Consider the following 21,210-nt stretch of genomic DNA (forward strand, 5'->3'; position numbering starts at 1 on the left):
GCTCCCGATCGGCCCGGTCAGGGCGCCGGCGCGAAGCCGGCGTCCTGCAGGACCTGCTGACCGTCCGGACCGGTGACCAGCGCGATGAACTGGGCGGCCAGCTCCGGCTGGGTGGCCTGGGTCAGCACGGCGATGGGGTACACGCTGACCACCGTGGCGGCCTCCGTGAACGAGACCGCGGTGACCTTGTCGCCGGCGCCCTTGGCGTCGGTGACGTACACCAGGCCGGCGTCGGCCTGCCCGGTTTGCACCTTGTTGAGCACGTCGGTGACCGAGGATTCCTCGCTGACCGGGGCCAGCGTGACGCCGGTGCTCTGCTCGACCTTGGTGGTGGCCGACCCGCAGGGCACCTGGGGCGCGCACACCACCACCTGCAGGTCGGACGCGGTCAGATCGGCGAACCCGGTGATGCCCTTCGGGTTTCCGGGCTGGGTGACGATGGTCAGCGTGTTGCTGGCGAAGTCGACCGGCTGGCCCGAGATCACCCCGGCGGTCTGCGCCTTGCCCATGTTGTTCTCGTCCGCCGAGGCGAACACGTCGGCCGGGGCCCCCGCGGTGATCTGGGTGACCAGATCGGAGGAGCCGGCGAAGTTGAACGTCACCGCCGCGCCGGGGTGCTGAGCCTGGAAGGTCTCCCCCAGCGCGGTGAACGACTTCTTCAGCGACGCGGCGGCGAAAACAGTGACCGTGCCGGTGCTGCTCGGGGACGAACCGGCCGTCCCCGTCGCCGGCACCGCGGCCGATGCGCCGGTCCCGGCGCTGGACCCGCAGGCGGTCAGCAGCGCCGCCGCCAGGCCGGCCGCCAGGGCGGCCGCCCGAGCCCGCCCGAATCGCCGACTCATGACGAACCTCCGGGGGTTTCGACGATCACCGTGGTCGCCTTGACCACGGCCACGGCCAACGTGCCGGGTTGCAGGTTCAGGTCCCGGGCGGCCTCGCTGCTCATGAGCGAGACCACGGTGTGCGGGCCGCACTGCATCTCCACCTGCGCCATCACCCCGTCCATCACCACCCGGGTGACCAGCCCGACGAACCGGTTGCGGGCCGACCGGGCCACCCCGGAGGGGTCGGCCGGTAGGGCGGCCGCGTGCTGGCGGGAGAACTCGGCCAACGCGACCCCGTCGATGACCTTGCGGCCGGCCTCGTTCGTGGTCACCGGGAGGGAGCCGGCGTCGATCCACCGGCGCACGGTGTCATCGCTGACGGCGAGCAACTCAGCCGCCTCGCGAATCAGGAACTGCGTCATGGAGTGAACAATAGAGCCGCACATGCGGGGATCCAAACGACTGCGCACCGTATCTGCGTTGGTCTTGCGCTGGCACGGTCGTCACCGACGGGGCATGCGGCGCCCCGGACGGCCGCGGTCGAGTTGACCGTGCGTCACCGGGCGTCGAGGATGAAGGGCGGTGTCCGGATTGTCCGGCCCGTCAGTCCCCGGGAGACCGCGATGGCCCCAGTCACTCCCCCATTGCCCGCCGACACCCCGGCCGAGGTGGCCGCCCTGGCCGGCCGCGAGCCCCGCCCGCCGGCCACCGATCCGACGCTGGGGATCGCGGTCGACCCCGACCCCGGGGCCGAGCCCGCGCACCGCATCGTCACCATCGGCGATTCGCTCACGCATGGCTTCCAGAGCGCCGCGATCTACAACACCGACCTGTCCTACGGGGCGATCATCGCCACCGAACTCGGCTGGTTCGAGCAGTTCCGGTACCCGCGTTACCCGGCTCTCGGCGGGCTGCCGCTGAATCTGGAGTACCTGCTGCGCGAGCTGGAACTACGCTTCGGGCCGACGTTCTCGCCCTGGGAGGTGCCGCTGGCCGCGCTGCGCACCCGCAGCCTGATGAACGACATCGAGGAGTACTGGGAACGCGGACCGGGTGCGCTGGTGCCGACCATCGCCGGGTACAACCATGCACTGGCGGTGTTCTCCTGGGACCTGTACGACGCGCTGCACCACACCTTCGACTCGTGCCGCCGTTACGCCGCGGAGCCCACCAACAACCTGCTCATCCCGTTCGTCGACAACGCCCCGGCCCGGGCCGCGCTGCGGGTCTACCCGCACGGCGACCCGGCCACCGAGCGGCTGACCCTGCTCGACGTGGCCGAAAAGCTCGGCCAGCAAGGCGGTATCGAGACTCTGGTGGTGTGGCTGGGGGCCAACAACGTACTCGGCAGCGTGCTGCAGCTCCAGCTGCGCTGGAGCCAGGACCCGGGTTTTCGGGATCCGCGCACCAAGGCCGAGTACACCGTGTGGGACCCGGCCCATTTCCGGCTCGAGTACGACGAACTGGTCGCCCGGCTCACCCGGATCGAGGCGAAAAACGTCATCCTGTGCACGGTTCCGCACGTCACTATCCCCCCGGCGACCCGCGGGGTGTTCACCCGGCCCGACAAGTCGGCCTACTTCCCGTACTACGCCCGCCCCTGGGTGACCGACGAGGACTTCCAGCCGACCGGCGACAAGCATCTGACCGCCGGCCAGGCCTGCGCCATCGACTACGCGATCGACCTGTACAACGCGCACATCGAGCAGGCGGTGCGGGCGGCCCGGCAGGCCGGACGGAACTGGTTCCTGTGCGACATCGCCGGGGTGCTGGACCGGCTGGCCTACCGCCGGTACCGGCAGAACGACGATGCCCGCCCGAGCTGGTGGACGCCCTACCCGCTGCCCCCGGCGCTGGCCGCCGTGCAGCCCGAGCCGGACACCCAGTTCCTGACCGGGGACGGCCAGGGCGGCCGGGCCAAGGGCGGGCTGTTCTCCCTGGACGGGGTGCACCCGACGACCGTTGCCTACGGCATCGTCGCCCAGGAACTGATCACGATCATGCAGTCAGCCGGAGTCACCTTCCGCACGCCGACCGGCGCGGTGCGCACCGGGCCGATCGAGGTCGACTTCGACCGGCTGATCCGGCGCGACACCCTGCTCACCGCGCCGCCCCAGCTCATCGACTCGACCCTGGGCGTCATCGGCTGGTTGGACGAGACGATCGACGTGTTCTCCCAGCTGATCCGGGGGCGCCTGTAGCGCTCAGCCCGCGCCGCAGGTCGGCGCGTAGGGACGGGGGTCGAGCACCTGATGCCACTCGGTCGGCGTCAGATTGCGTCCGGCGACCTGGCAGGCAAAGCTCAGCCAGTCGTCCGGGTGGGTGCTCCAGCGGTAGACGCCCTGGTCCCGGGTAGCGATGAGCGCGTCCTCGCCACCGGGCAGGATGACCGCACGCGCCGGCGATCCGACCGTCCCGGCGTTGATCCGGCCGATCATCTCGCCCGACCCGCCGTCCCAGAGGGTCACCGAGCTGTCCACCGTCGACGCGACGAAAGTTCCTCCGTCGGCGGCGAACTGGATGCCTGAGACGTAGAGCTGACGACCCTCGGCCGGCGGGGCCAGCCAGGCGCCGCGGGTCAGGTCGAACAGGCCGACCTGGCCGGTCGAGCCGCCCACGGCCAGCCGACGGCCGTCCGGCGACACCGCAGCGGCGGTGGCCACGAACCCCAGGTCGCGGTTGGAGATCACCCGGCCGGTGGTCAGATCCACCTCCGCCGCCTGCTGATCGTCGAGCAGCACGATCGCCGTCCGGTCGTCGGCCCGGCCGGCCACGGCGGTGACCCGATGGCGCAGATCGACCGCCGGTCCGGTCGGGTCCAGGCTGCCGGGATCGAGTCGCACGACGGTGCCGTCGGCATCGGCAACGATCAGGTCGCTCGCCGTCGGGGCCGAGAACGCGGTGACCGTGCTGTCGCCGACGGCCCGGGCGAGCAGCCGTCGACCGCTGGCCCGGTCCCAGATCCGCACCTCGGAATCGGCGACGGTGGCCACCCGGTCGTACCCCGGGGGCAGCCAGACCGCCAGCGCCGATCCATTCGGGTCGGCCAGAGCCGGGCCGACGGCGCCCGCGGCGACATCGAGAAATCGCAGCCCCGGTTCCTGGCCGACGCCCTGACCGAGGGTGAGCACCGTGGACCCGTCCGGTGCGGGAATCGCGGCCGCGGCGCGGCGAATGGGCTCCGGATCGGCCAGCACGGTGAGGAACCGGCGCTCGCCGTCAAGGTCCCAGACATGCAGCAGCTGATCGTCGCCGCCGCTGTACAGGGTGCGTCCGTCCGGGGCGAACGCGACCGCTCGCACCGGGCCGGAGCCGCCGCTCTCCACGGCGATCGGCACCTTCCGGGCCACATCCCAGACCACGGCCAGGCCGTCGTCGGCACCCGAGGCCAGCCGGCGGCCGTCGGCGGAGAACCGCAGGTCCCGGACGAGGCCGTGGTGCCAGGACAACTCGCCGATCCGGGCCAGGGTCGCACTCGCGTAGAGCCCGATGACCGTGCCCTCGGCGACGGCGATGGTCGACCCGTCCGGGCTGACCTGGATCCCGTTGACGACCACGGTCCAACCGTCTGCGGGATGCTCCGGGCCGGGGGCCAGCAGCCGGGCCCGCGGGACCGGGGTGGACTGCAGGGTCTGTCCGGTCGCGACGTCGACGACCGCCAAGGTCGGTTGATCCTCGGCGGTGCCGACGTAGAGCCGGGTCCCGTCGGGGCTCAGGGCCAGCGCCCAGCACTGGCGATGCAGGACCATCGTCGGGGTGCCGGGTTCGGAGGAGTCCCAGACCGCGAGGGCGGCGTCCTGGAAGGACGTGTCGGCGCCATCCCCGATCCCGCTGCCCACGGCATAGGGGCTCTTCAGAGTTAGCAGGGCTTCGCGTGGCTGGTTGACGCCCGGGATTTCCGGGTGCAGGCGTAGCGTACCCGGCGCTTCTGGTTGTCCTGGTTGCGGAAGCCGAAGGCGATCCGGCCGATGTGTTTGACGATCCGGTTGTAGCCCTCGGTGCGGCCGTTGCTGATCCCGGTGTGCAGCCCGGCGATGATCGAGTTCTGCCAGGCGTGCACCGTCCACGCCAGCCGCCGCAGCTGCGCGACCCCGGAGTCGGCGCAATGCAGATAGAACGCGGTCAGCGCGTTGAAGATCCGTCCGCGGTCCGGGTTCGTGCCAGCCAGCTTGAGCAGCTTGCGGAGCAGTTCCTTGCCCTGCCAGCACTTCTCAAGGCCGCCGGACGGGTCCGCCCGACGCATCGCATCCTGCACCTTGGCCAGCTCGTCGTCGGTCAGGGACTCCGCGGCCCGCAGCAGCCGGTTCCGTTGCGCCCACTCCGGGTCGCTCTTGCGGCCCCGCCGGCCACGCAGCGCCCAGGCCAACTCCCGCCGGTAGTCGGTGACCGCCTTGTTGGCCAGGGCGGACAGATGGAACCGGTCCACGACCACGACAGCATCGGGCAGGGCCAGCCGGGCGGCCCGGGCGTAGGTCGCGCTGGTGTCCATCGAGATGTGGGTGATGTTGGCGAGCCAGTCCGGGTCCTGCGCCTGCAGCCACTCGATGAGGACCTTGCTGGTGCGGCCGTTGACCTGCGCGAACAGCCCGCCGTTGCCGCTCAGATCGACCAGGCCGGTGTCGAAGCGGTCCACCCAGGTCTTCGCCCCGGTGGTGGGGTCGGTCTCGTAGTGGGCCTTGCCGCGGCGGGTCTCGTCGACGCCCAGCACGGTCACCGGCGGCGGCTGCTCGGGCAACACCTGCGCGGCGTGCGCGACGAACGCGTCGTGCGCAACGCGCCAGTCCATGCCGAATTCGGCCGCCACACCGGACACCGGCCGGGTGTGGTCGCCGATCGCCTCGGCCGCCAGTCGGCGGGCCCGGGTGGTGATCCGGGCCCGGGCGGGGATCTGCTCGGGCAGGCACTCGGTGAACACCTTCCGCTCGCAGCCGTCGACCTGGCAGCGCCATTTGCGTTTGCGCCACAACAGGATCGGCCGATCCTCGCCCAGCCGGACGTCCCGCGGGCGGGTCGTCACCCACGCCTTCGGCGACCTCGACTGCTCACCGCACTCCGGGCACCAGCCGGCCAGCTGCGGGTCGGTCGAGCAGTGCACGACCCGTCGGCCGACGTCGTCGCGGACGACCTGGTCGACGACCAGCCCGTCGATGTCCAACAGCAGCGAACTACTCTGGTCCATGCTCGTGGTCCTTCGGCAGGTTGCGTAGAGAACAACCAGTTTCGAAGGCCACGAGCCCTCATCTCACCCGACACGCCGCCGCAGGTCGGAGGCCCGGAGCCCTATCAAGTCCGAAGACCCGGCATAGGCGGCCAGCCGGCGCCCGTCGCCGCTGTAGCTGACATCGGCCCCGTAGACCCAGTGCCCGGCGACCCCGGGCAGGGTGAGTGGCTCGTCGGCGCCGGTCGCGGCGTCCACCACCTTGGCGCTGAGCGCGGCACTGGCCTCGGCGAAGCCGGAGGACGAGCTGGCGACCAGGACGATCTTCCGGTTGTCCGGGCTGACCTCGGCGGCCGAGCTCCCGGCGGCCAGATGGTGGTAGTGGTCCAACCGGTCTCCGGCCACGTCATACACGTCGGTGCTGGTGTCGGTACCGACAACGATGCCAGTCCCGTCCGGGGTAGTTTCCAGGGATTGCACCGGCCCGGTTCGCACCGACCGGATCAGGTCCGGGTGCTGGCTCAACAGAGCCAGCAGGGTGTTGCGCGTCTCTGGGGCGTCGTGGACACGCACCGCCTGGACCGCGTAGAGCAGGGCCTGATCCAGGCCGGTGGCGGATCGCGACGCGTCGTCCACCCGGTTGGCGTCCGAGATCAAGGCGGCCAGGTCGGCGGCGTCCCGGGCCTGTTGTTGCCGCACGGCGACGAAGGCCGCGACCAGCGCGACGACGAGCAGTGCGGTGGTCGCGCCGGCGATCAGCCGGCCGCGGCGGCGGTTGCGAGCGCGGGCGTGGGCCGCCTGCTCGGCGGCGCGGATGTCGGCCTCCCGGGCCCTTCCGGCGGCCGCGAGGAAGTCCCGCTCGGTGGCGGTCAGGTCGGGGTCGTTGTTCTCGGCCCAGGCCAGAGCCTGCGACAGCCGGACCCCGCGATACAACTCGCTGTCCACCCGGCCCATCCCGTCCCAGGTCTGGGCGGCGCCGGCCAGATGCCGCAGGATGCGGCGGCCTTCGACGTCGTCGTCGAGCCAACCCCGCAGTCGAGGCCAGACCCGGGCCAGGCATTCGTGGGACAGCTCCACGCTGTCCCGATCGATGGTGACCAGGCGCGCATCCGTGAGTACCTCGAGCAACCGCTCGCGATCCCGATCGCCGGCCAGCATGGGCCGCGGCACGCGGATCCGGACCGCGTCATTGTCGTCGGTCGTGCTGACCAGCCGTAGGAGCAAGTGCCGGAGCTGCCCCTGCTGGGTGGGCGCGAGCGATTGGTACAGCTGCTCGGCGGCCTGGGCCACCGAACCCCGGATCCCGCCGCTGGCCCGGTAGCCGGCGACCGTGAGGATGCGGCCCTCCCGGCTCTGCCAGGTGCGTTGCAGGACGTGGGAGAGCAACGGCAGCGCGCCGGGTTCCCCTTCCACGTCGCGGACCAGCAGATCGACCAGCCCGGGTTCCAGCAGCAGGCCGGCCTGCCGGGCCGGACCTTCGATCGCCGCGCGCAACCCGGCGTCGGTCAGCGGCCCGAGCAGGTACAGCTCGCGCTCGGCCAGCCGGGCGAAATCGGGGAAGGCGGCCAGGTCGCCGACACGGTCGGCGCGCAGCACCATCACCAGCGGACCCCGGTCGTGGTGGCGAATCAAACGGGCAAGGAATTGCGACCGAGCGTCGGGGTCGGTGGTGAGCGTGAACAGTTCCTCGGCCTGGTCGACGACCAGGAGTTCCCCGGCCGGCAGTGGTTCGGGGCCGACCGCGGCCAGCGGGTCCGCGCCCGGAGTGATGACCACCGGATGACCGCCGCGGGCGAAGCGGGCCGCCAGCCCGGCGCGAACCAGCGACGACTTGCCCGAGCCGGACGGTCCGGTGATCACCAGAATCCTGGTCGTGGCCAGCCGGTCCAGACACTCGGTGATCTCCCTGTCCCGGCCGAAGAACGAATCGACGTCGGAGATCCCGTACGGCACCAGACCCGGCCAGGGACAGTCCGCCGCCGCGGTGACGTCCGCCGACCGGATGTCCAGCGCCGGGTCCTGGCGCAGGATCGCCGCCTCCAACGCCAGCAGATCGGCTCCCGGGTCCAGCCCCAGCTCGCTGGCCAGCACCGACCGTGCGCGACGGAGCGTGCGCAGCGCCTGCGCCTGTTGACCGGCCTGGTACTGGGCCTGAGCGAGCAGGGCCCAGCGGCGCTCCCGCAACGGGGCCTCGGCCACCCGGCGGTGCGCGTCGGCGATCATCTCGACGGCCCGTCCGGACCGCAGGGCCGCCTCGATACGGCACTCCTGCGCCTGAAGATGCAACTCGTCGAGGCGGTCGGCTTCGATCCGACCGGGTTCCCAGTCGCCCAGGTCGCTCAGCGGCGCACCACGCCACAGTCCCAGCGCCTCGTCCAGGGCGTACCCGGCCCGCTCCGGTTCACCCAGGAGCAGCAGTTCGCGACCCCGGCCCAGCAGACGTTCGAAGCGGAAGAGGTCGATGTCCTCGGGCACCACCGTGAGCCGGTAGCCAGGCGTCATGGTCTCGATCGCCTCGGTTCCCAGCAGCCGACGCAGCCGCATCACGCAGCCGGGCACGACCTTGTGCCAGGAGGGAGGTGCCGATTCGCCCCACAAGGCGTCGGCCAGTCGCTCGGCGGACATCACGTGGCCGGCGGTCAGGGCAAGCGCGCACAGCACCGTGCGATCTCGTGGGCTCAGGGTGGCCGCTTGCCCGCGGATCTCCAACGGCCCGAGGGCGGCGATCTCGACCACGACCATGATCGGAGTCTGCGCTGAACCGACAAATCGGTCAATAAGCCTGATACCGCGCTGATACCGCAGGCCAGCGGGCTCGATACCGCCCTGATCAACGCTCGGGACGACCCGAGGAGGCCCCGATGCAGTACCCGACCCGACCACCGATCGCCATGATTCCGATCCCGCCACCGCCAGCCACCCGCTCCGCGCGTGCGCAGGTCCTCGGCCTGCTGGCCATCGCCGCCGGCATCCTGATCGTGGTCGGCGCCGCCCCGGCCCGCCCGACCACGCCAGGGACGGCCTCCATCGTCCCCGGCATCTTTCCCTCGGTCGGCTCCGGACGGGTCCCCGTGTCGGTCGAACACCTGCACGGCGCCTGGTTCATGCCGGCCCTGGCCGACGGGTCGGTCACCCCGGTGATCGCGCGATTCTCGGCCGACGGTTCGTTCGTCCTGGGCGGGGTACGAGACGACCGGGGCGGGCTCGAGGATTCGTGGTCCACCGGCGATTTCCAGGTCCGACCGACCGGCATCACCTTCCATCCCACCGGCGGTTGGTGTGGGGCCACCGAAAACTTCGCCTGGCACGTCACGATCAGCCCGGAGGGGCGGATGCAGGCCCTTCAGCTCGGGTCGACGGGACCCGACCGGGACAAGATCGGCCATTGCACCGTCCTCGTCGGCGCGACATTCGAGCTGAGCCGGGTGTCGCCGTGGTCGCCGGCCGCGGCCGGGGTCACCGGGGAATACCTCAAGCCCGACCGGCCGATCCGGGCAAAGGACGCGGCCCACCTCGATGGGTACTGGCTGGTGGCCGGCACCGGCCTGCTGATGCACGTCCGGCGCGGCGCCTACGTGATGGACGGCGGCGGTGAGCTGGCGACCGGCGCACTGGACGCCGGAACGATCACCGTGGCGGACGGCCGGCTGCGCCTGGCCAGCGGTCCGGCGGGCTGCCGGCCCGGCAACGAGATGACCGTCACCGACGCCCGGATCGAAGCCGGCGGGCTGCGCGGCACCGTCGCCGACGACACCTGCAACCGGGGACTGCCCGCATCGATCGAGCTCCTGCACCTCGACCCGACCCGTCCCTGATCGGGACCTGCTGGCTGGACTCGCCGGCGCTGACCGTGTCGTCAGCCGGCGTCCCCGCCCCCGCCGGCGAACCAGCCCGACGGACCGATCTCGACCGACGGGCTCATCCGCGGCGCGTACTGATCGAAGAAGACCCGCGCGGTCAGATCCCGGCGGCTGCGGACGCCGGCCTTCTCGAAGATCGATTTCAGGTGGTCCTGGACGGTGTACGCGGACAGGTGCAGGGCGGCCGCGATCTGCGCCGTGCTCACCCCGCGCAGCACCAGCTGCACGACCGCCTGTTCCCGGGACGTCAGGCCGTAGGCCGCGACGATCAGGGGGATGACATCCGGCGGGCGGGCCTCCTCGATGGTCACCACGACGTTGACCGCCGACCCGTCCAGGGCGGCCAGCGGCGACGCGTGCGCCACCACCCACCCGCCGGTCCGGGTCCGCAGCCGCATCCGCGGGATCTGGCGGTGCCGGCCGGCGGCGTAGGTGCGGGCCGAACCGACCAGGTTGCGCAGCCCCAGCGGCAACGGGGATCGACCCAGCGGGCCACCGCCCAACTCCGTGACCCACTCGGCGGCACCGACACTGGCCTGCACGACCTCGCCCGCGGTGTCGATGACGATCACCGCCGGGCCGGCCCCGGTGTCGATGCCGTTGGTCGCACCGGTCACGAGGGCGGTGCGAAAGCCCCGGGCGAAGATCGGCGCCACCTCGCTCACGAAGGCCTGCTCGGCCGGGGTGAACGCCGACCCCGAGCCGTCCCGGAACAACGCGACGAATCCCCAGGTGGTGCCGTCCACCCGCAGGGCGGCCCGCAACTCGTCGGTGAAGCCGTAGTTGCGCTCGAAGAACTCGACCATCCGCCGGGAATCCTTGGGCCGCCCACCGGTTTCGGTGAACGAGGAGGTGACGCCGCCCGGACGGTGCACCACCGCCCGAAAGTCGTACGGCTCGTCCGCCTCGTACTCCCAGAACGCCCACTCGTCGTCCTGGTCGTCGGTGAGCCCGCCCCACTTGACCGTGGTGGTCACGAGCTCGGTGGCCGGGTCCGCCGGCGCCAGGCAGGCCGCGGCCAGCCCGTCCAATCGGGCTCGCACCCGGTCGGTCGCCATCATCGCCATCGCGAAAGTATGGAGGCCGGCAGCCGGCTCCGGTATCCCAGATATCTGGGAACGAGGTCACCAGAGCTCTGGGATGGTTGCCGGACAGCGCCCGACCGCATCGTTGCCGTCATGAACGACACGATCACCACCACCGCCGCCACCACCACCACGGTCCGGGTGAACCCGACGACCTGGAGCACGGCCTACGGGTTCGACCAGGGGCAGCTGCGGCCGATGCCGCAACGCTGGTTGACCGTGGCCGGGCAGGGTCCGGTCGACGAGGCTGGCGCGCTGCTGCACGAGGGCGACGTGTGCGCCCAGCTCTCCCTGACCATGCGCAACGTGGAGTCGGTGCTGACGGCCGCGGGGATGGGGTACCCCGACGTCCTGCGGATGACCGTCTACACCACCGATGTGGACGCCACCCTGGCGTCGTACGCCGCGATCACTGAGCGGCTCGAGCTGTCCGGGGCCACCCCACCGACCACCTTGATCGGCGTCTCCCGGCTCGCCCAGCCCGGGATGGCGGTGGAGATCGAGGTCACCGCCGCGCGCTGATCGCCCCGCACGTCACCACCATCACCAGAAAAGGAACGACCATGACCAGCACCATCACCGAGACCGTCGCCGACCTGGCCCGGATCATCACCGGCCCGGTCCTCACGCCCGATGATCCCGGGTACGCCGACGAGGTCACCGGCTTCAACCTGGCTCACTCGCCCCGGCCGGACATCGTCGTCGGGGCCGCCGATGCCGGCGACGTCGCGGCCGCGGTGGCCTGGGCCACCGCGGCGGGGCTGCCGATCGCCGTCCAGGCCACCGGACACGGCCTGGTCGCCGACGTCTCGGGCGGCCTGCTGATCAGCACCCGCCGGCTGCAAGCGCTTCGAATCGACCCCGACGCGCGAACCGCGACCATCGGGGCCGGGGTCCGGTGGCGGGCCGTCATCGACGCGGCCGCCCCACACGGCCTCGCCCCGCTGAACGGCTCCTCGTCCAGTGTCGGCGCGGTCGGCTACACCCTCGGTGGCGGGCTGGGCCTGCTGGCCCGCCGGTACGGCTTCGCCGCCGACCATGTCCGGGCGCTGACCCTGGTCACCGCCGACGGGATCGTCCGGACGATCGACGAGCAGCGGGAACCGGACCTGTTCTGGGCCATCCGGGGCGGCAAGGTCGGCTTCGGGATCGTCACCGAGATGCAGATCGACCTGGTGCCGGTCACCCGGTTCTTCGGCGGTGGGTTGTTCTTCTCCGGCGCCGACGCCGCGCCGGTCCTGCACGCCTGGCGAACCTGGGCCTCGCGGCTGCCCGAGGAGGTCACTACTTCCGTGGCGCTGCTGCGCCTTCCGCCGGATCCGCAGTTGCCGCCGCCGCTGGCGGGGCAGTTCGTCGTCCACCTGCGCTACACCCATCTCGGGGACGCGGCGGCGGCCGCCGAGCTGCTCGAGCCGATGCGCGTCGTGGCCCCGGTCGTGTTCGACACTGTTGCCGAGATGCCCTACCCGGCCTGCGATGCCGTGCACATGGACCCGCCGACGCCGCTGCCGGCGTTCGACCACGGCATCGCCCTGGGGGCACTGCCTGCGGCGGCGGTGGACGCCTTGGTCGGGTGCGCCGGGGCCGAGTCGGGATCGGCGGTGACCCTCACCGAGGTGCGGTTGCTCGGTGGTCGATTGGCCGCCGCACCCGCCTGCCCGAACGCGGTCGCGGGACGGGACGCCGCGTTCGGGGTCTACGTGCTCGGCGTGCCGGCCGGTCCGGCCGCCGGGCTGATTCCGGCCCAGGTCCAGGCGGTGGCGCAGGCGCTGCAACCGTGGCGGTCGGGGGCGCTGCCCAATTTCCTGGGCCACGCCAGCGCAGCCGAGTTCCGCGACCAATGGACGCCGGCGATCCGGGCGCGGTTGGCGGGCATTGCCGCGCGGTTCGACCCGGAGGGGGTCCTCGGCGGACGCGTGTTCACCGGTTGACCGATCCGCGTCGTGCGACCCGGGCGGCCCCGTCCGACGCCGAGCGATGGGCAGGAGCCGTCAGAACTCCCGGATGCCCAGGGCGTCCGCCAGCTCGGCGCTGATCTCGATTCCATCGTTGGGCCGGGCGTGGGACAGCTTGTCCATCAGGTGGCGTACGTCGTCGGGCAGCACGCCCGGCGCGGTCGCCGGCAGCGGCTGATCTCCGAGCGCCTTGGTGGTCGTGCCCGCGTCCCCCCATCCGCCGAAGAGCGACTCGCACGTCGTGCATGTCGCCCCGTTCCTGCGGGACCTGCCGGATCAGCTTGTTGACGTTTCCGTACCCGTCCTTGACGAACGTTCCGCCGCCGGGAACGGGTTCGGTTCGTCGACGTAGTCCGCTCCGATCCAGTGGTTGGGTGCGGTCGCCGTGATCGCCCGCACCATCTCGTCGACGTAGGCCCGCAGCTTGTCGTTGGTGGCGAAGCTGTGCGGGTGGCCCTGATCGAGCATCCACCGGGCGAGTCGGCGGGCCAGCGGCTTGTTCGCGCTGGTGGCCAGGTTGGCGGCCTGATCACCGATCTTCGTTCGATCGCCGCCGTCGCCGGTCTTGTAGGTCTTGCCGGTCGGTGCGACGCCGGTGCCGACGACGATGTTCCGACGAATGACCGCCGACGGCCGCCGCCCACCGGCCATGGTTGCCGGCTCAGCCCGCAGCAGACCCGGCACCGGTCCGGGCGTGAAAACGGCGGCCGGGCCGGCGTCTGTCGGGCCGCCCGGTTCATCGATTCTCGGACGGAGCCTGCGGCTCGGATCGCGCTGGACGACAGGCGTGGTCATGGCGGCCCCATCGCAGTGATCGGCAAATCCCCACGATAGACCTACCGGGCAATTCGGACACAGCGATCTCGGCTACCAGCGTCGTCGCACGGACGCCTTCACGCCGGTCACCAGGCTGGCCGGGGGCACGTCCTCGGCGACGATCGCCCCGGCCGCGACGACCGCGTCGCGGCCGATGCTGACCCCCGGCAGAATCGTGGCCCCGGCCCCGATCCACACGTTGTCCGCCACATCGATCGGCGCGCCCGTCAGGTACAGCTTGCGGTCGGCCGGATCGACCGGGTGTCCGCTGGTGATGAAGGTGGCCTTCGGACCGACCATGACCCGCTCGCCGAGCCGGATCCCGGCGTAGTCCAGGAACGTGCAGCCCTGGTTGATGAACACCCGCTCGGCCAGGTCCAGGTGGAGTCCGTGATCGGTGTAAAACGGCGGGTAGATCGTGCAACCGGCCGGCAGCGGCCGGCCCAGGATCTGCTCGAACAGCGCCGCTTTTGCCCGCTTCGTCGTCGAAGGGCAGAACATTTAAACGGGACGTGAGCTCCGTTGCCCGCAGCACCCGGACCGCCATCGCCTGGAACTCCGGGCTGTGGATGCGCATGAGCCGGTCATTGGGCATCCGGCGATCTTCCCGCATGCCGGTCAGCAGTTGGACGGTGCCGGGAGTCAGCTAGACCCGAGGCGTCCGGCCGCCAAACGAGCCGGGTCGGTCCGAGCCTGATCGCAACCTGTGTCCGGTCGGACGCGTCCTCCCCGTCGTGCCGCGCCCCCGATGGAGACCGATCCTGCGTCGAGCGCTGCGGTGGGTCAGCTGGACAGCGATCGGTGTGGCGGCCGCGCTGGCGGTCGGCCGGCATTGGGCCTTCGACTCCTGGCTCGGGGTGAGTGCGGTCGCCCTGGCGCCCTGGAGTGTGCTGCCGGCCGGCGTGGCGGTGCTGGGTCTGCTGGCCCTGAGTGGCTGGCGCGCGGCAGTACCGGCCACGGTGCTGGTGGCGCTGGCCAGTTGGCCGCTGATCGTCACCGCTGTCCCCGGATCGCAGTCGGCATCGGCCCCGATCGTCACCGTGATGACGGCCAACACCGAGCACGGACAAGCCGATCCGAACGCGCTGGTCGCCACCGTCACCACCCGGGGTGTCGACGTGCTGGCGCTCCAGGAGTTGACGGCCGGCTCCATCGACGCCCTGTCGTCCGCGGGCCTGGACCGGGTGCTGCCCTACCGTTCGATCGCGGTGCAACCCGGCGGCACGGACGTCGGGCTGTGGAGCCGCTATCCGCTGACCGACACGCACATGCCGACCGGCTTCACCGTCAATCCGGTGCAGGCGCGGATCACCGTGGGCGGGCACCAGGTCAGCGTGATCGCGTTCCACAGTCAGGCGCCGGTGAGCGAGCGGACCACCCAGGCATGGCAGTCCGACCTGCGCCGGCTGGCCGACATCATGCGCACCGCCGGCGCTTCCACCATCGTGGCCGGCGACTTCAACGCCACCCGAGACCATCTCCAGTTCCGCGATCTGCTGGCGGCCGGCTACACCGATAGCGGCAGCGACGCGGGCGCCGGGCTGCTGAGAACGTATCCGACCGACCGATTCTGGGGGCCACTGGTCGGCATCGATCACGTGCTGGTCGGTGCCGATCTGGTCGGCGTCGCGGTCGGCACGGTGGCGCAGCCGGGATCCGATCACCGGGCCGTGGTCGCCGCGGTGGCACCCCGGGACGCAGCCGCGGCGATGCTCGGCTCCGGCGGCCGACCGTCTGGCTGACCACCCCCAAGGGCGCACCTCGACCTGATGCCCCGCTGACGACGCACAATCGGTGTATGTCCCGACACCACCCCCGCGGAATCACACCCATCGAGCCCGGACCCGGCCAGGAATCCGCGTGGGACTACCCGCGGCCGCCGGCTTTGCTGCCGTCGACCAAACGCGTGGTCGTCGCGATCGGCGATGCCGTGGCGCCCGTCGTGATCGCCGACACCACCGGTGCGTACCGGGTGCTGGAGACCAGTCACCCGCCGACGTGGTACCTGCCGCGGGCCGACATCAGGCCGGAGGCCTTGCGGCCGTCGCGCCGGCGATCGACCGTGTGCGAGTGGAAGGGCGCGGCCACGTACTGGGATGTCGTCGGGCCGGCCGGCGAGCTCATCGAGGCGGCCGGCTGGAGCTACCAGCGGCCGACCGAAAGATTCGTGCCGATGACGGGTTTCGTCGCCTTCATGCCGGCCCTTGTGCAGTGCTGGGTCGACGGTGAGCGGGTGCGGCCGCAGGCCGGGGGCTTCTACGGTGGGTGGATCACCGACGACGTCGTCGGCCCGTTCAAGGGTGAGGCCGGCACCTGGGGCTGGTGAGACGGCCTGAATCGTCGGGCAGGACGCGGTGGTGCGCAGAACGGAGAAATGTCATGTCGGTTGATGTGTCCGGGGATGTCGCCCGCCGCCCGTCGGCGGCGAATCCGGGCCGGCCGGACTGGCTCACCGGCCCACTCGCCCAACGCCTCGCCGGCCTGATCACCGCGTCGGGGGCCACCCGGGAGGCGGCGTCGGCGCCGTACACGCTGACCCCGACGGTGGAGCTGCCGCGGTCGACGAGCGCCGATGTGCAGGCCGCGTTCACCCGGGCCCGCGCCGCGCAGCGGGACTGGGCGCAGCGACCCGCCGGCGAGCGGTCGGCGGTGGTGCTGCGGTTCCACGACCTGCTGCTCGACCGGCAGGACCAGGTGCTGGACCTGATCCAGTGGGAGAACGGCAAGTGCCGCCAGGACGCCTTCCTCGAGGTGGCCGACATCGCGTTGACCGCCCGGTACTACGGGCGGCGCGCGCCGGGTCTGCTCAAGCAGCAACGCCGGCGGGGCGCCTTTCCGGTCCTGACCCGGACAGCGGAACTGCGCCACCCCAAGGGGGTGGTCGGGGTGATCTCCCCGTGGAACTACCCTCTGTCCCTGGCCGCCGGGGATGTCATCGCGGCCCTGCTCGCCGGCAACGCCGTCGTGCACAAGCCCGACAGCCAAACCGCTCTCACCGCGTTGTGGGCGGTGGCGCTGATGATCGAGGCCGGGTTGCCGGCCGACCTGTGGCCGGTGGTGGTGGGATCCGGGACGGAGCTGGGCGAGCCGTTGCTGGCCGGCGCCGACTATCTGATGTTCACCGGTTCGACCGAGACCGGGCGGTGGATGGCCAGCCGCGCCGGGCAGCGGTTGATCGGCAGTTCCCTGGAACTGGGCGGCAAGAACGCGCTGCTGCTGCTCGACGATGCCGACCTGGATCGGGCCGCCGCGGGCGCGGCCCGCGCCTGCTTCGCCTCCTCCGGTCAGCTGTGCATCTCGATGGAACGCATCTACCTGCCGGTCTCACGGCAGCAGGCTTTCCTGGACCGGTTCCTGGACCGGGTCGGCGCGATGCGGTTGGGCTCGAGCTACGACTACGAGCCGGACATGGGTTCGCTGACCACCGCAGCTCAACTGGACACGGTCACCGCGCACGTGGCGGACGCCCGCGCCCACGGCGCCACGGTGCTGACCGGCGGCCGAGCCCGCCCCGATCTCGGGCCGCTGTTCTACGAGCCGACGGTGCTGAGCGGGGTCACCGATCAAATGATGTGTTTCGCCGGTGAAACCTTCGGCCCGGTGGTCGCGGTGTACCCGTACCAGAACCTGCCGGACGCCATCGAGTCGGCCAACGCGACCCCCTACGGGCTCAATGCCAGCGTGTGGACCGGCAACCCAGCGCGGGGCCGGGCGGTGGCCGCGCGGCTGCACGCCGGCACGGTGAACGTCAATGACGGCTACGCGGCCGCCTGGGCCAGCCTCGACGCGCCGATGGGCGGCATGGGCGACTCCGGGCTCGGCCGCCGCCACGGTGCGGAAGGGCTGCTCAAGTACACCGAGGCCCAGACCATCGCCGAGCAGCGAATTCTCGGGTTCACGCCACCGCCCGGAGTGTCCTACCGGGCCTGGGCCAAGGGCCTGACCATGACGCTGAAAGCGATGAAGAAGGCGGGACTGTCATGACCGCCGACGACTACGACGTCGTGGTCATCGGATCCGGCTTCGGCGGCGCCGTCAGTGCCCTGCGACTGGCCGAAAAGGGTTACCGCGTCGGTGTTCTGGAGGCCGGCCAGCGATTCACCGAGACGAGCCTGCCGGCCACCTCGTGGGACATCCGGCGGTTCCTGTGGGCCCCCCGGCTCGGCTGCTACGGCATTCAACGGATCAATCTGCTCAAGGACGTGGTCGTTCTCGGCGGTGCCGGAGTCGGCGGCGGCTCCCTGAACTACGCCAACACCCTGTACGAACCACTCGCGGCGTTCTTCCAGGACCGGCAGTGGGCGCACATCACGGACTGGCAGGCCGAACTCGCCCCGCACTACGACCAGGCCCGACGAATGCTCGGCGTGACCCAGAACCGCGAGGTCAGCGCGGCCGATGTGGTCATCAAGGAGGTCGCCGCGGACATGGGGGTCGGCGATTCGTTCCGGCTGACCCCGGTCGGGGTGTTCTTCGGGGAGCCGGGCATGCGCAAGGGAGCCGCGGTCCGCGACCCGTTCTTCGGCGGCGCCGGACCCGACCGCCGCACGTGCATCGGCTGCGGGTCCTGCATGACCGGGTGCCGGCACAACGCCAAGAACACCCTGGACAAGAACTACCTGTACCTGGCCGAGAAGATGGGGGCGCAGATCATCCCGTTGACCACGGTGACCGACGTCCGCCCGCGACGCGAGGGCGGCTACGAGGTCAGGTCCGTTCGAACCGGGACGTCGGCGCGGTGGCGGAGGAACCGGCGGACCGACACGGCCGGTCAGGTGATCTTCGCCGCCGGCACGTACCACACCCAGAAGCTGCTGCACCGGCTGCGCGACACGGGCACGCTGCCCCGGATCTCAGCCCGCCTGGGCGAGCTGACCAGGACCAACTCCGAGTCGATCCTGGGGGCCAAGTCCTTCCGCAAGGACGCCGACTACACCCAGGGCGTGGCCATCACCTCCTCGTTCCACCCCGACGAGCACACCCACATCGAACCGGTGCGGTACGGCAAGGGCAGCAACGCGATGGGCTTGCTGGCCACCGCGTTGACCGACGGCGACACCGGGCGCCCCCGGTGGATCAGCTGGCTGACGGCATTCGGCACCGATCCGCGGAATCTGACCTGGTTCTCACCGCGGCACTGGTCCGAGCGCACCATCATCCTGTTGGTGATGCAGACCCTGGACAACTCGATCACCGTGTCCGGCCGGCGCACCGCCCTGGGCCGGTACACGCTCACCTCCGCTGCGGGGCACGGAGCGCCCAACCCGACGTGGATCCCGGCGGCGCACGACGCGACCCGCCGGGTGGCCGGCAAGATCGACGGCATCGCCGGCGGATCGGTGGGCGACATCGCGAACATTCCGATGACCGCCCATTTCCTGGGCGGGTGCGTCATCGGTGACTCGGCCGAGACCGGGGTGATCGACCCCTATCACCGGCTCTACGGCCACCCCGGCCTGCATGTGATCGACGGGTCGACGGTGTCGGCCAACCTCGGCGTGAACCCGTCGCTGACCATCGCCGCGCAGGCCGAACGGGCCATCGCGCTCTGGCCCAACAAGGATGAGCCGGACCCCCGGCCGGCGATCGGTGCCCCCTACCGACGGCTCGACCCGGTGACGCCCCGGTCCCCGGCCGTCCCGGCCGGCGCCCCCGCGGCCTTGCGGGATCCGCGGGCCGGAGCCGGCGCTGGGTACAGTTCCGCCCAGTTCTGAGTTCCCCGGCGCCTGACCTCCCCGGACGCCTGACCTCCCCAGCCCGACCTCCCCGACGAAGGTGCACCCGTGACGCAGGCCCGGCGTTGGCATCCCGCGCTCACGGTGCTCGTCGTGTCCTTCCTGGCGTTGATCGCGGCCGCCGGTTTCCGGGCCGCCCCTGGTCCGCTGCTGCCGGCGTTGCAGGAGGAATTCGGCTGGTCGACGGCGGCCATCTCGGCCGCGATCAGCCTGAACCTGCTGCTCTACGGGCTCACCGCGCCATTCGCGGCCGCCCTGATGGACCGGTTCGGCATCCGGCTGGTGACGACCTGCGCACTGGGTCTGGTCGCCGCCGGCAGCGCGCTGTCGATCTTCGTCACCGCGCCGTGGCAACTCCTGCTCACCTGGGGGGTGCTGATCGGGCTGGGCACCGGGTCGATGGCCCTGGCGTTCGCCGCCACGATCAGCCAGCGCTGGTTCATCCGGCACCGCGGCCTGGCCATGGGCGTGCTGACCGCCGGCGGTGCGGCCGGCCAGTTGCTGTTCCTGCCGGTGATCGCCGAGGTCGCGACCCGGGTCGGTTGGCGCACCGCGTCGCTGGTGGTGGCCGCGGCCGCGCTGGTGATCGTGCCGCTGCTGTGGGCGGTGCTGCGGGACTACCCCGAGCAGCGCGGCGTGGCCCCGTTGGGCGCCGACCCGGACTGGGTGCCGCCGTCCCGCGAGCACGGCCGGCCGGGGCGACGCAGCGTGCTGGCCCTGCGCCGGGCCGCCCGGGTGCCCTCGTTCTGGGCGCTGGCCGCCGCCTTCGCGATCTGCGGGGCGACGACCAACGGCCTGATCGGCATCCACTTCATCCCCTCGGCCCACGACCACGGCATGTCCCCCACCGTCGCGGCCGGGTTGCTGGCGGTGGTCGGCATCTTCGACATCGCCGGCACCATCGGTTCGGGGGCGTTGACCGACCGGGTCGATCCGCGGTTGCTGCTGGTCGGTTACTACGCGTTCCGCGGGGTGGGCCTGGCCCTGCTGCCCTATCTGCTCTCGGACACCATCCAGCCGAGCATCGTGGTCTTCGTGGTGATCTACGGGCTGGACTGGGTGGCCACCGTGCCACCGACGGTTGCCCTGTGCCAGCGGATCTTCGGCGTGGACGGCACGGTCGTGTTCGGCTGGGTCTTCGCCGCGCATCAGGTCGGGGCGGCCGGGGCCGCGCTGGCCGCCGGGGTGATCCGCGATCAGACCGGTTCCTACACGCTGGCCTGGTTCGCCGGGGCCGCGCTGTGCGTGCTGGCCGCCGTGCTGTCGGTGCTCACCCGCGGACACCACCGGGCCGAGCGGGCGAGCACCGCGGCCGACGCCACCCCGGACGCCACCCCGGACGCCGCCTCATCCGGGCGGCCCTGACCGGTCGGATCAGACCAGCCGAAACGGCCCGGAACGGGTCAGGACCGGCGGCGCCGGGCCCAGGCGGTGAGCGCGGCCCGCCAGCCCAGCAGGAACACGGCCAGGACGATGCCGGCGACGATGATGAAGCTGATGGCGGTGCCCTGTCCGGACACGACGCGGGCGAGCATGCCGACGACCAGCGTGCCGATCCAGATGAGCACGCCGGCCGGGACCAGCCGGGTCGGGGCGAAGGCGCCGCGGGCACCCAGGCCCGCCCCGACCCACCCGACGAGCAGGCCCAACAGGAACGGCCAGGCGGTACCGGCCAACCCGCCGAGCACGCTCTCTCCGTGACTGCCCCGCCCGATGGCGGCGAAGGTCAGCACCAAGACCACGTCGATCAGGGCGGCCACGGGTGCGGCGACCGGAG

16 protein-coding genes and 2 pseudogenes are annotated in these 21,210 nt (G+C 71.6%); 9 read left to right on the forward strand and 9 right to left on the reverse strand.

Annotated features, from left to right (window positions below):
* Window positions 1–17 precede the first annotated feature (17 nt).
* Window positions 18–842: a molybdate ABC transporter substrate-binding protein gene (modA, locus tag NAMU_RS14345; protein WP_015748120.1), complete on the reverse strand. Its 825-nt coding sequence runs from the start codon at window positions 840–842 to the stop codon at window positions 18–20.
* A complete protein-coding gene (locus NAMU_RS14350; RefSeq protein ID WP_015748121.1) occupies window positions 839–1,246 on the reverse strand; it encodes a TOBE domain-containing protein in 408 nt (135 codons plus the stop codon). Before NAMU_RS14350 ends, modA begins: the two co-directional genes overlap by 4 nt.
* A 201-nt stretch (window positions 1,247–1,447) precedes the next feature.
* Here NAMU_RS14350 and NAMU_RS14355 point away from each other — a divergent pair, with 201 nt between their 5' ends.
* Window positions 1,448–3,025: an SGNH/GDSL hydrolase family protein gene (locus NAMU_RS14355; protein ID WP_015748122.1), complete on the forward strand. Its 1,578-nt coding sequence runs from the start codon at window positions 1,448–1,450 to the stop codon at window positions 3,023–3,025.
* A gap of 3 nt (window positions 3,026–3,028) precedes the next feature.
* Here the strand turns inward: NAMU_RS14355 and NAMU_RS14360 are convergent, their stop codons facing one another.
* The 3 genes and pseudogenes from NAMU_RS14360 to NAMU_RS27475 form a co-directional block, all read right to left on the reverse strand.
* Complete coding sequence (locus NAMU_RS14360; RefSeq protein WP_015748123.1) at window positions 3,029–4,663, reverse strand: WD40 repeat domain-containing protein; 1,635 nt, start codon at window positions 4,661–4,663, stop codon at window positions 3,029–3,031.
* A 20-nt stretch (window positions 4,664–4,683) separates the two neighbouring features.
* A pseudogene (locus NAMU_RS14365) lies at window positions 4,684–6,065 on the reverse strand (ISL3 family transposase).
* Window position 6,066: 1 nt separating this feature from the next.
* Window positions 6,067–8,724, reverse strand: a complete 2,658-nt coding sequence (locus NAMU_RS27475) for an nSTAND1 domain-containing NTPase (RefSeq protein WP_015748124.1) — start codon at window positions 8,722–8,724, stop codon at window positions 6,067–6,069.
* A gap of 119 nt (window positions 8,725–8,843) precedes the next feature.
* On the opposite strand from NAMU_RS27475, the gene NAMU_RS14375 reads away from it, so the two are divergent.
* On the forward strand, window positions 8,844–9,797 hold the full coding sequence (locus NAMU_RS14375) for a hypothetical protein (protein WP_015748125.1): 954 nt from the start codon (window positions 8,844–8,846) through the stop codon (window positions 9,795–9,797).
* A gap of 41 nt (window positions 9,798–9,838) precedes the next feature.
* On the opposite strand, the gene NAMU_RS14380 is transcribed toward NAMU_RS14375, so the two are convergent.
* Window positions 9,839–10,909 carry a response regulator transcription factor gene (locus tag NAMU_RS14380; RefSeq protein ID WP_015748126.1) on the reverse strand — a complete coding sequence of 357 codons (1,071 nt, stop codon included), beginning with the start codon at window positions 10,907–10,909 and terminating at the stop codon, window positions 9,839–9,841.
* A gap of 111 nt (window positions 10,910–11,020) precedes the next feature.
* On the opposite strand from NAMU_RS14380, the gene NAMU_RS14385 reads away from it, so the two are divergent.
* Window positions 11,021–11,449, forward strand: a complete 429-nt coding sequence (locus NAMU_RS14385) for a RidA family protein (protein WP_015748127.1) — start codon at window positions 11,021–11,023, stop codon at window positions 11,447–11,449.
* 41 nt (window positions 11,450–11,490) lie between these two features.
* A complete protein-coding gene (locus NAMU_RS14390) occupies window positions 11,491–12,858 on the forward strand; it encodes an FAD-binding oxidoreductase (protein WP_015748128.1) in 1,368 nt (455 codons plus the stop codon).
* Window positions 12,859–13,158: 300 nt separating this feature from the next.
* Here the strand turns inward: NAMU_RS14390 and NAMU_RS14395 are convergent, their stop codons facing one another.
* Entirely contained in the window at window positions 13,159–13,566 is a 408-nt protein-coding gene (locus tag NAMU_RS14395; RefSeq protein ID WP_138180218.1) for a hypothetical protein, read from the reverse strand.
* A 183-nt stretch (window positions 13,567–13,749) separates the two neighbouring features.
* Window positions 13,750–14,293, reverse strand: a pseudogene (locus NAMU_RS14400) (DapH/DapD/GlmU-related protein).
* A gap of 208 nt (window positions 14,294–14,501) precedes the next feature.
* Between NAMU_RS14400 and NAMU_RS14405 the strand changes: the two are divergent.
* The 5 genes from NAMU_RS14405 to NAMU_RS14425 all read left to right on the forward strand — a co-directional run bounded on the left by NAMU_RS14405 (window position 14,502) and on the right by NAMU_RS14425 (window position 20,798).
* Window positions 14,502–15,440: an endonuclease/exonuclease/phosphatase family protein gene (locus NAMU_RS14405; protein ID WP_015748131.1), complete on the forward strand. Its 939-nt coding sequence runs from the start codon at window positions 14,502–14,504 to the stop codon at window positions 15,438–15,440.
* A gap of 56 nt (window positions 15,441–15,496) precedes the next feature.
* Window positions 15,497–16,024 carry a DUF427 domain-containing protein gene (locus NAMU_RS14410; RefSeq protein WP_015748132.1) on the forward strand — a complete coding sequence of 176 codons (528 nt, stop codon included), beginning with the start codon at window positions 15,497–15,499 and terminating at the stop codon, window positions 16,022–16,024.
* A 53-nt stretch (window positions 16,025–16,077) separates the two neighbouring features.
* Entirely contained in the window at window positions 16,078–17,682 is a 1,605-nt protein-coding gene (locus NAMU_RS14415) for a succinic semialdehyde dehydrogenase (RefSeq protein ID WP_015748133.1), read from the forward strand.
* Entirely contained in the window at window positions 17,679–19,412 is a 1,734-nt protein-coding gene (locus NAMU_RS14420; protein ID WP_015748134.1) for an FAD-dependent oxidoreductase, read from the forward strand. The genes NAMU_RS14415 and NAMU_RS14420 overlap by 4 nt, the downstream gene beginning before the upstream one ends.
* Before the next feature lie 69 nt (window positions 19,413–19,481).
* A complete protein-coding gene (locus NAMU_RS14425; protein WP_015748135.1) occupies window positions 19,482–20,798 on the forward strand; it encodes an MFS transporter in 1,317 nt (438 codons plus the stop codon).
* Window positions 20,799–20,836: 38 nt separating this feature from the next.
* On the opposite strand, the gene NAMU_RS14430 is transcribed toward NAMU_RS14425, so the two are convergent.
* Complete coding sequence (locus tag NAMU_RS14430; RefSeq protein WP_015748136.1) at window positions 20,837–21,193, reverse strand: DUF3054 domain-containing protein; 357 nt, start codon at window positions 21,191–21,193, stop codon at window positions 20,837–20,839.
* Between the last annotated feature and the right edge of the window lie 17 nt (window positions 21,194–21,210).

This window comes from Nakamurella multipartita DSM 44233, from assembly GCF_000024365.1.
In the GTDB taxonomy this organism is placed as follows: Bacteria; Actinomycetota; Actinomycetes; order Mycobacteriales; family Nakamurellaceae; genus Nakamurella; species Nakamurella multipartita.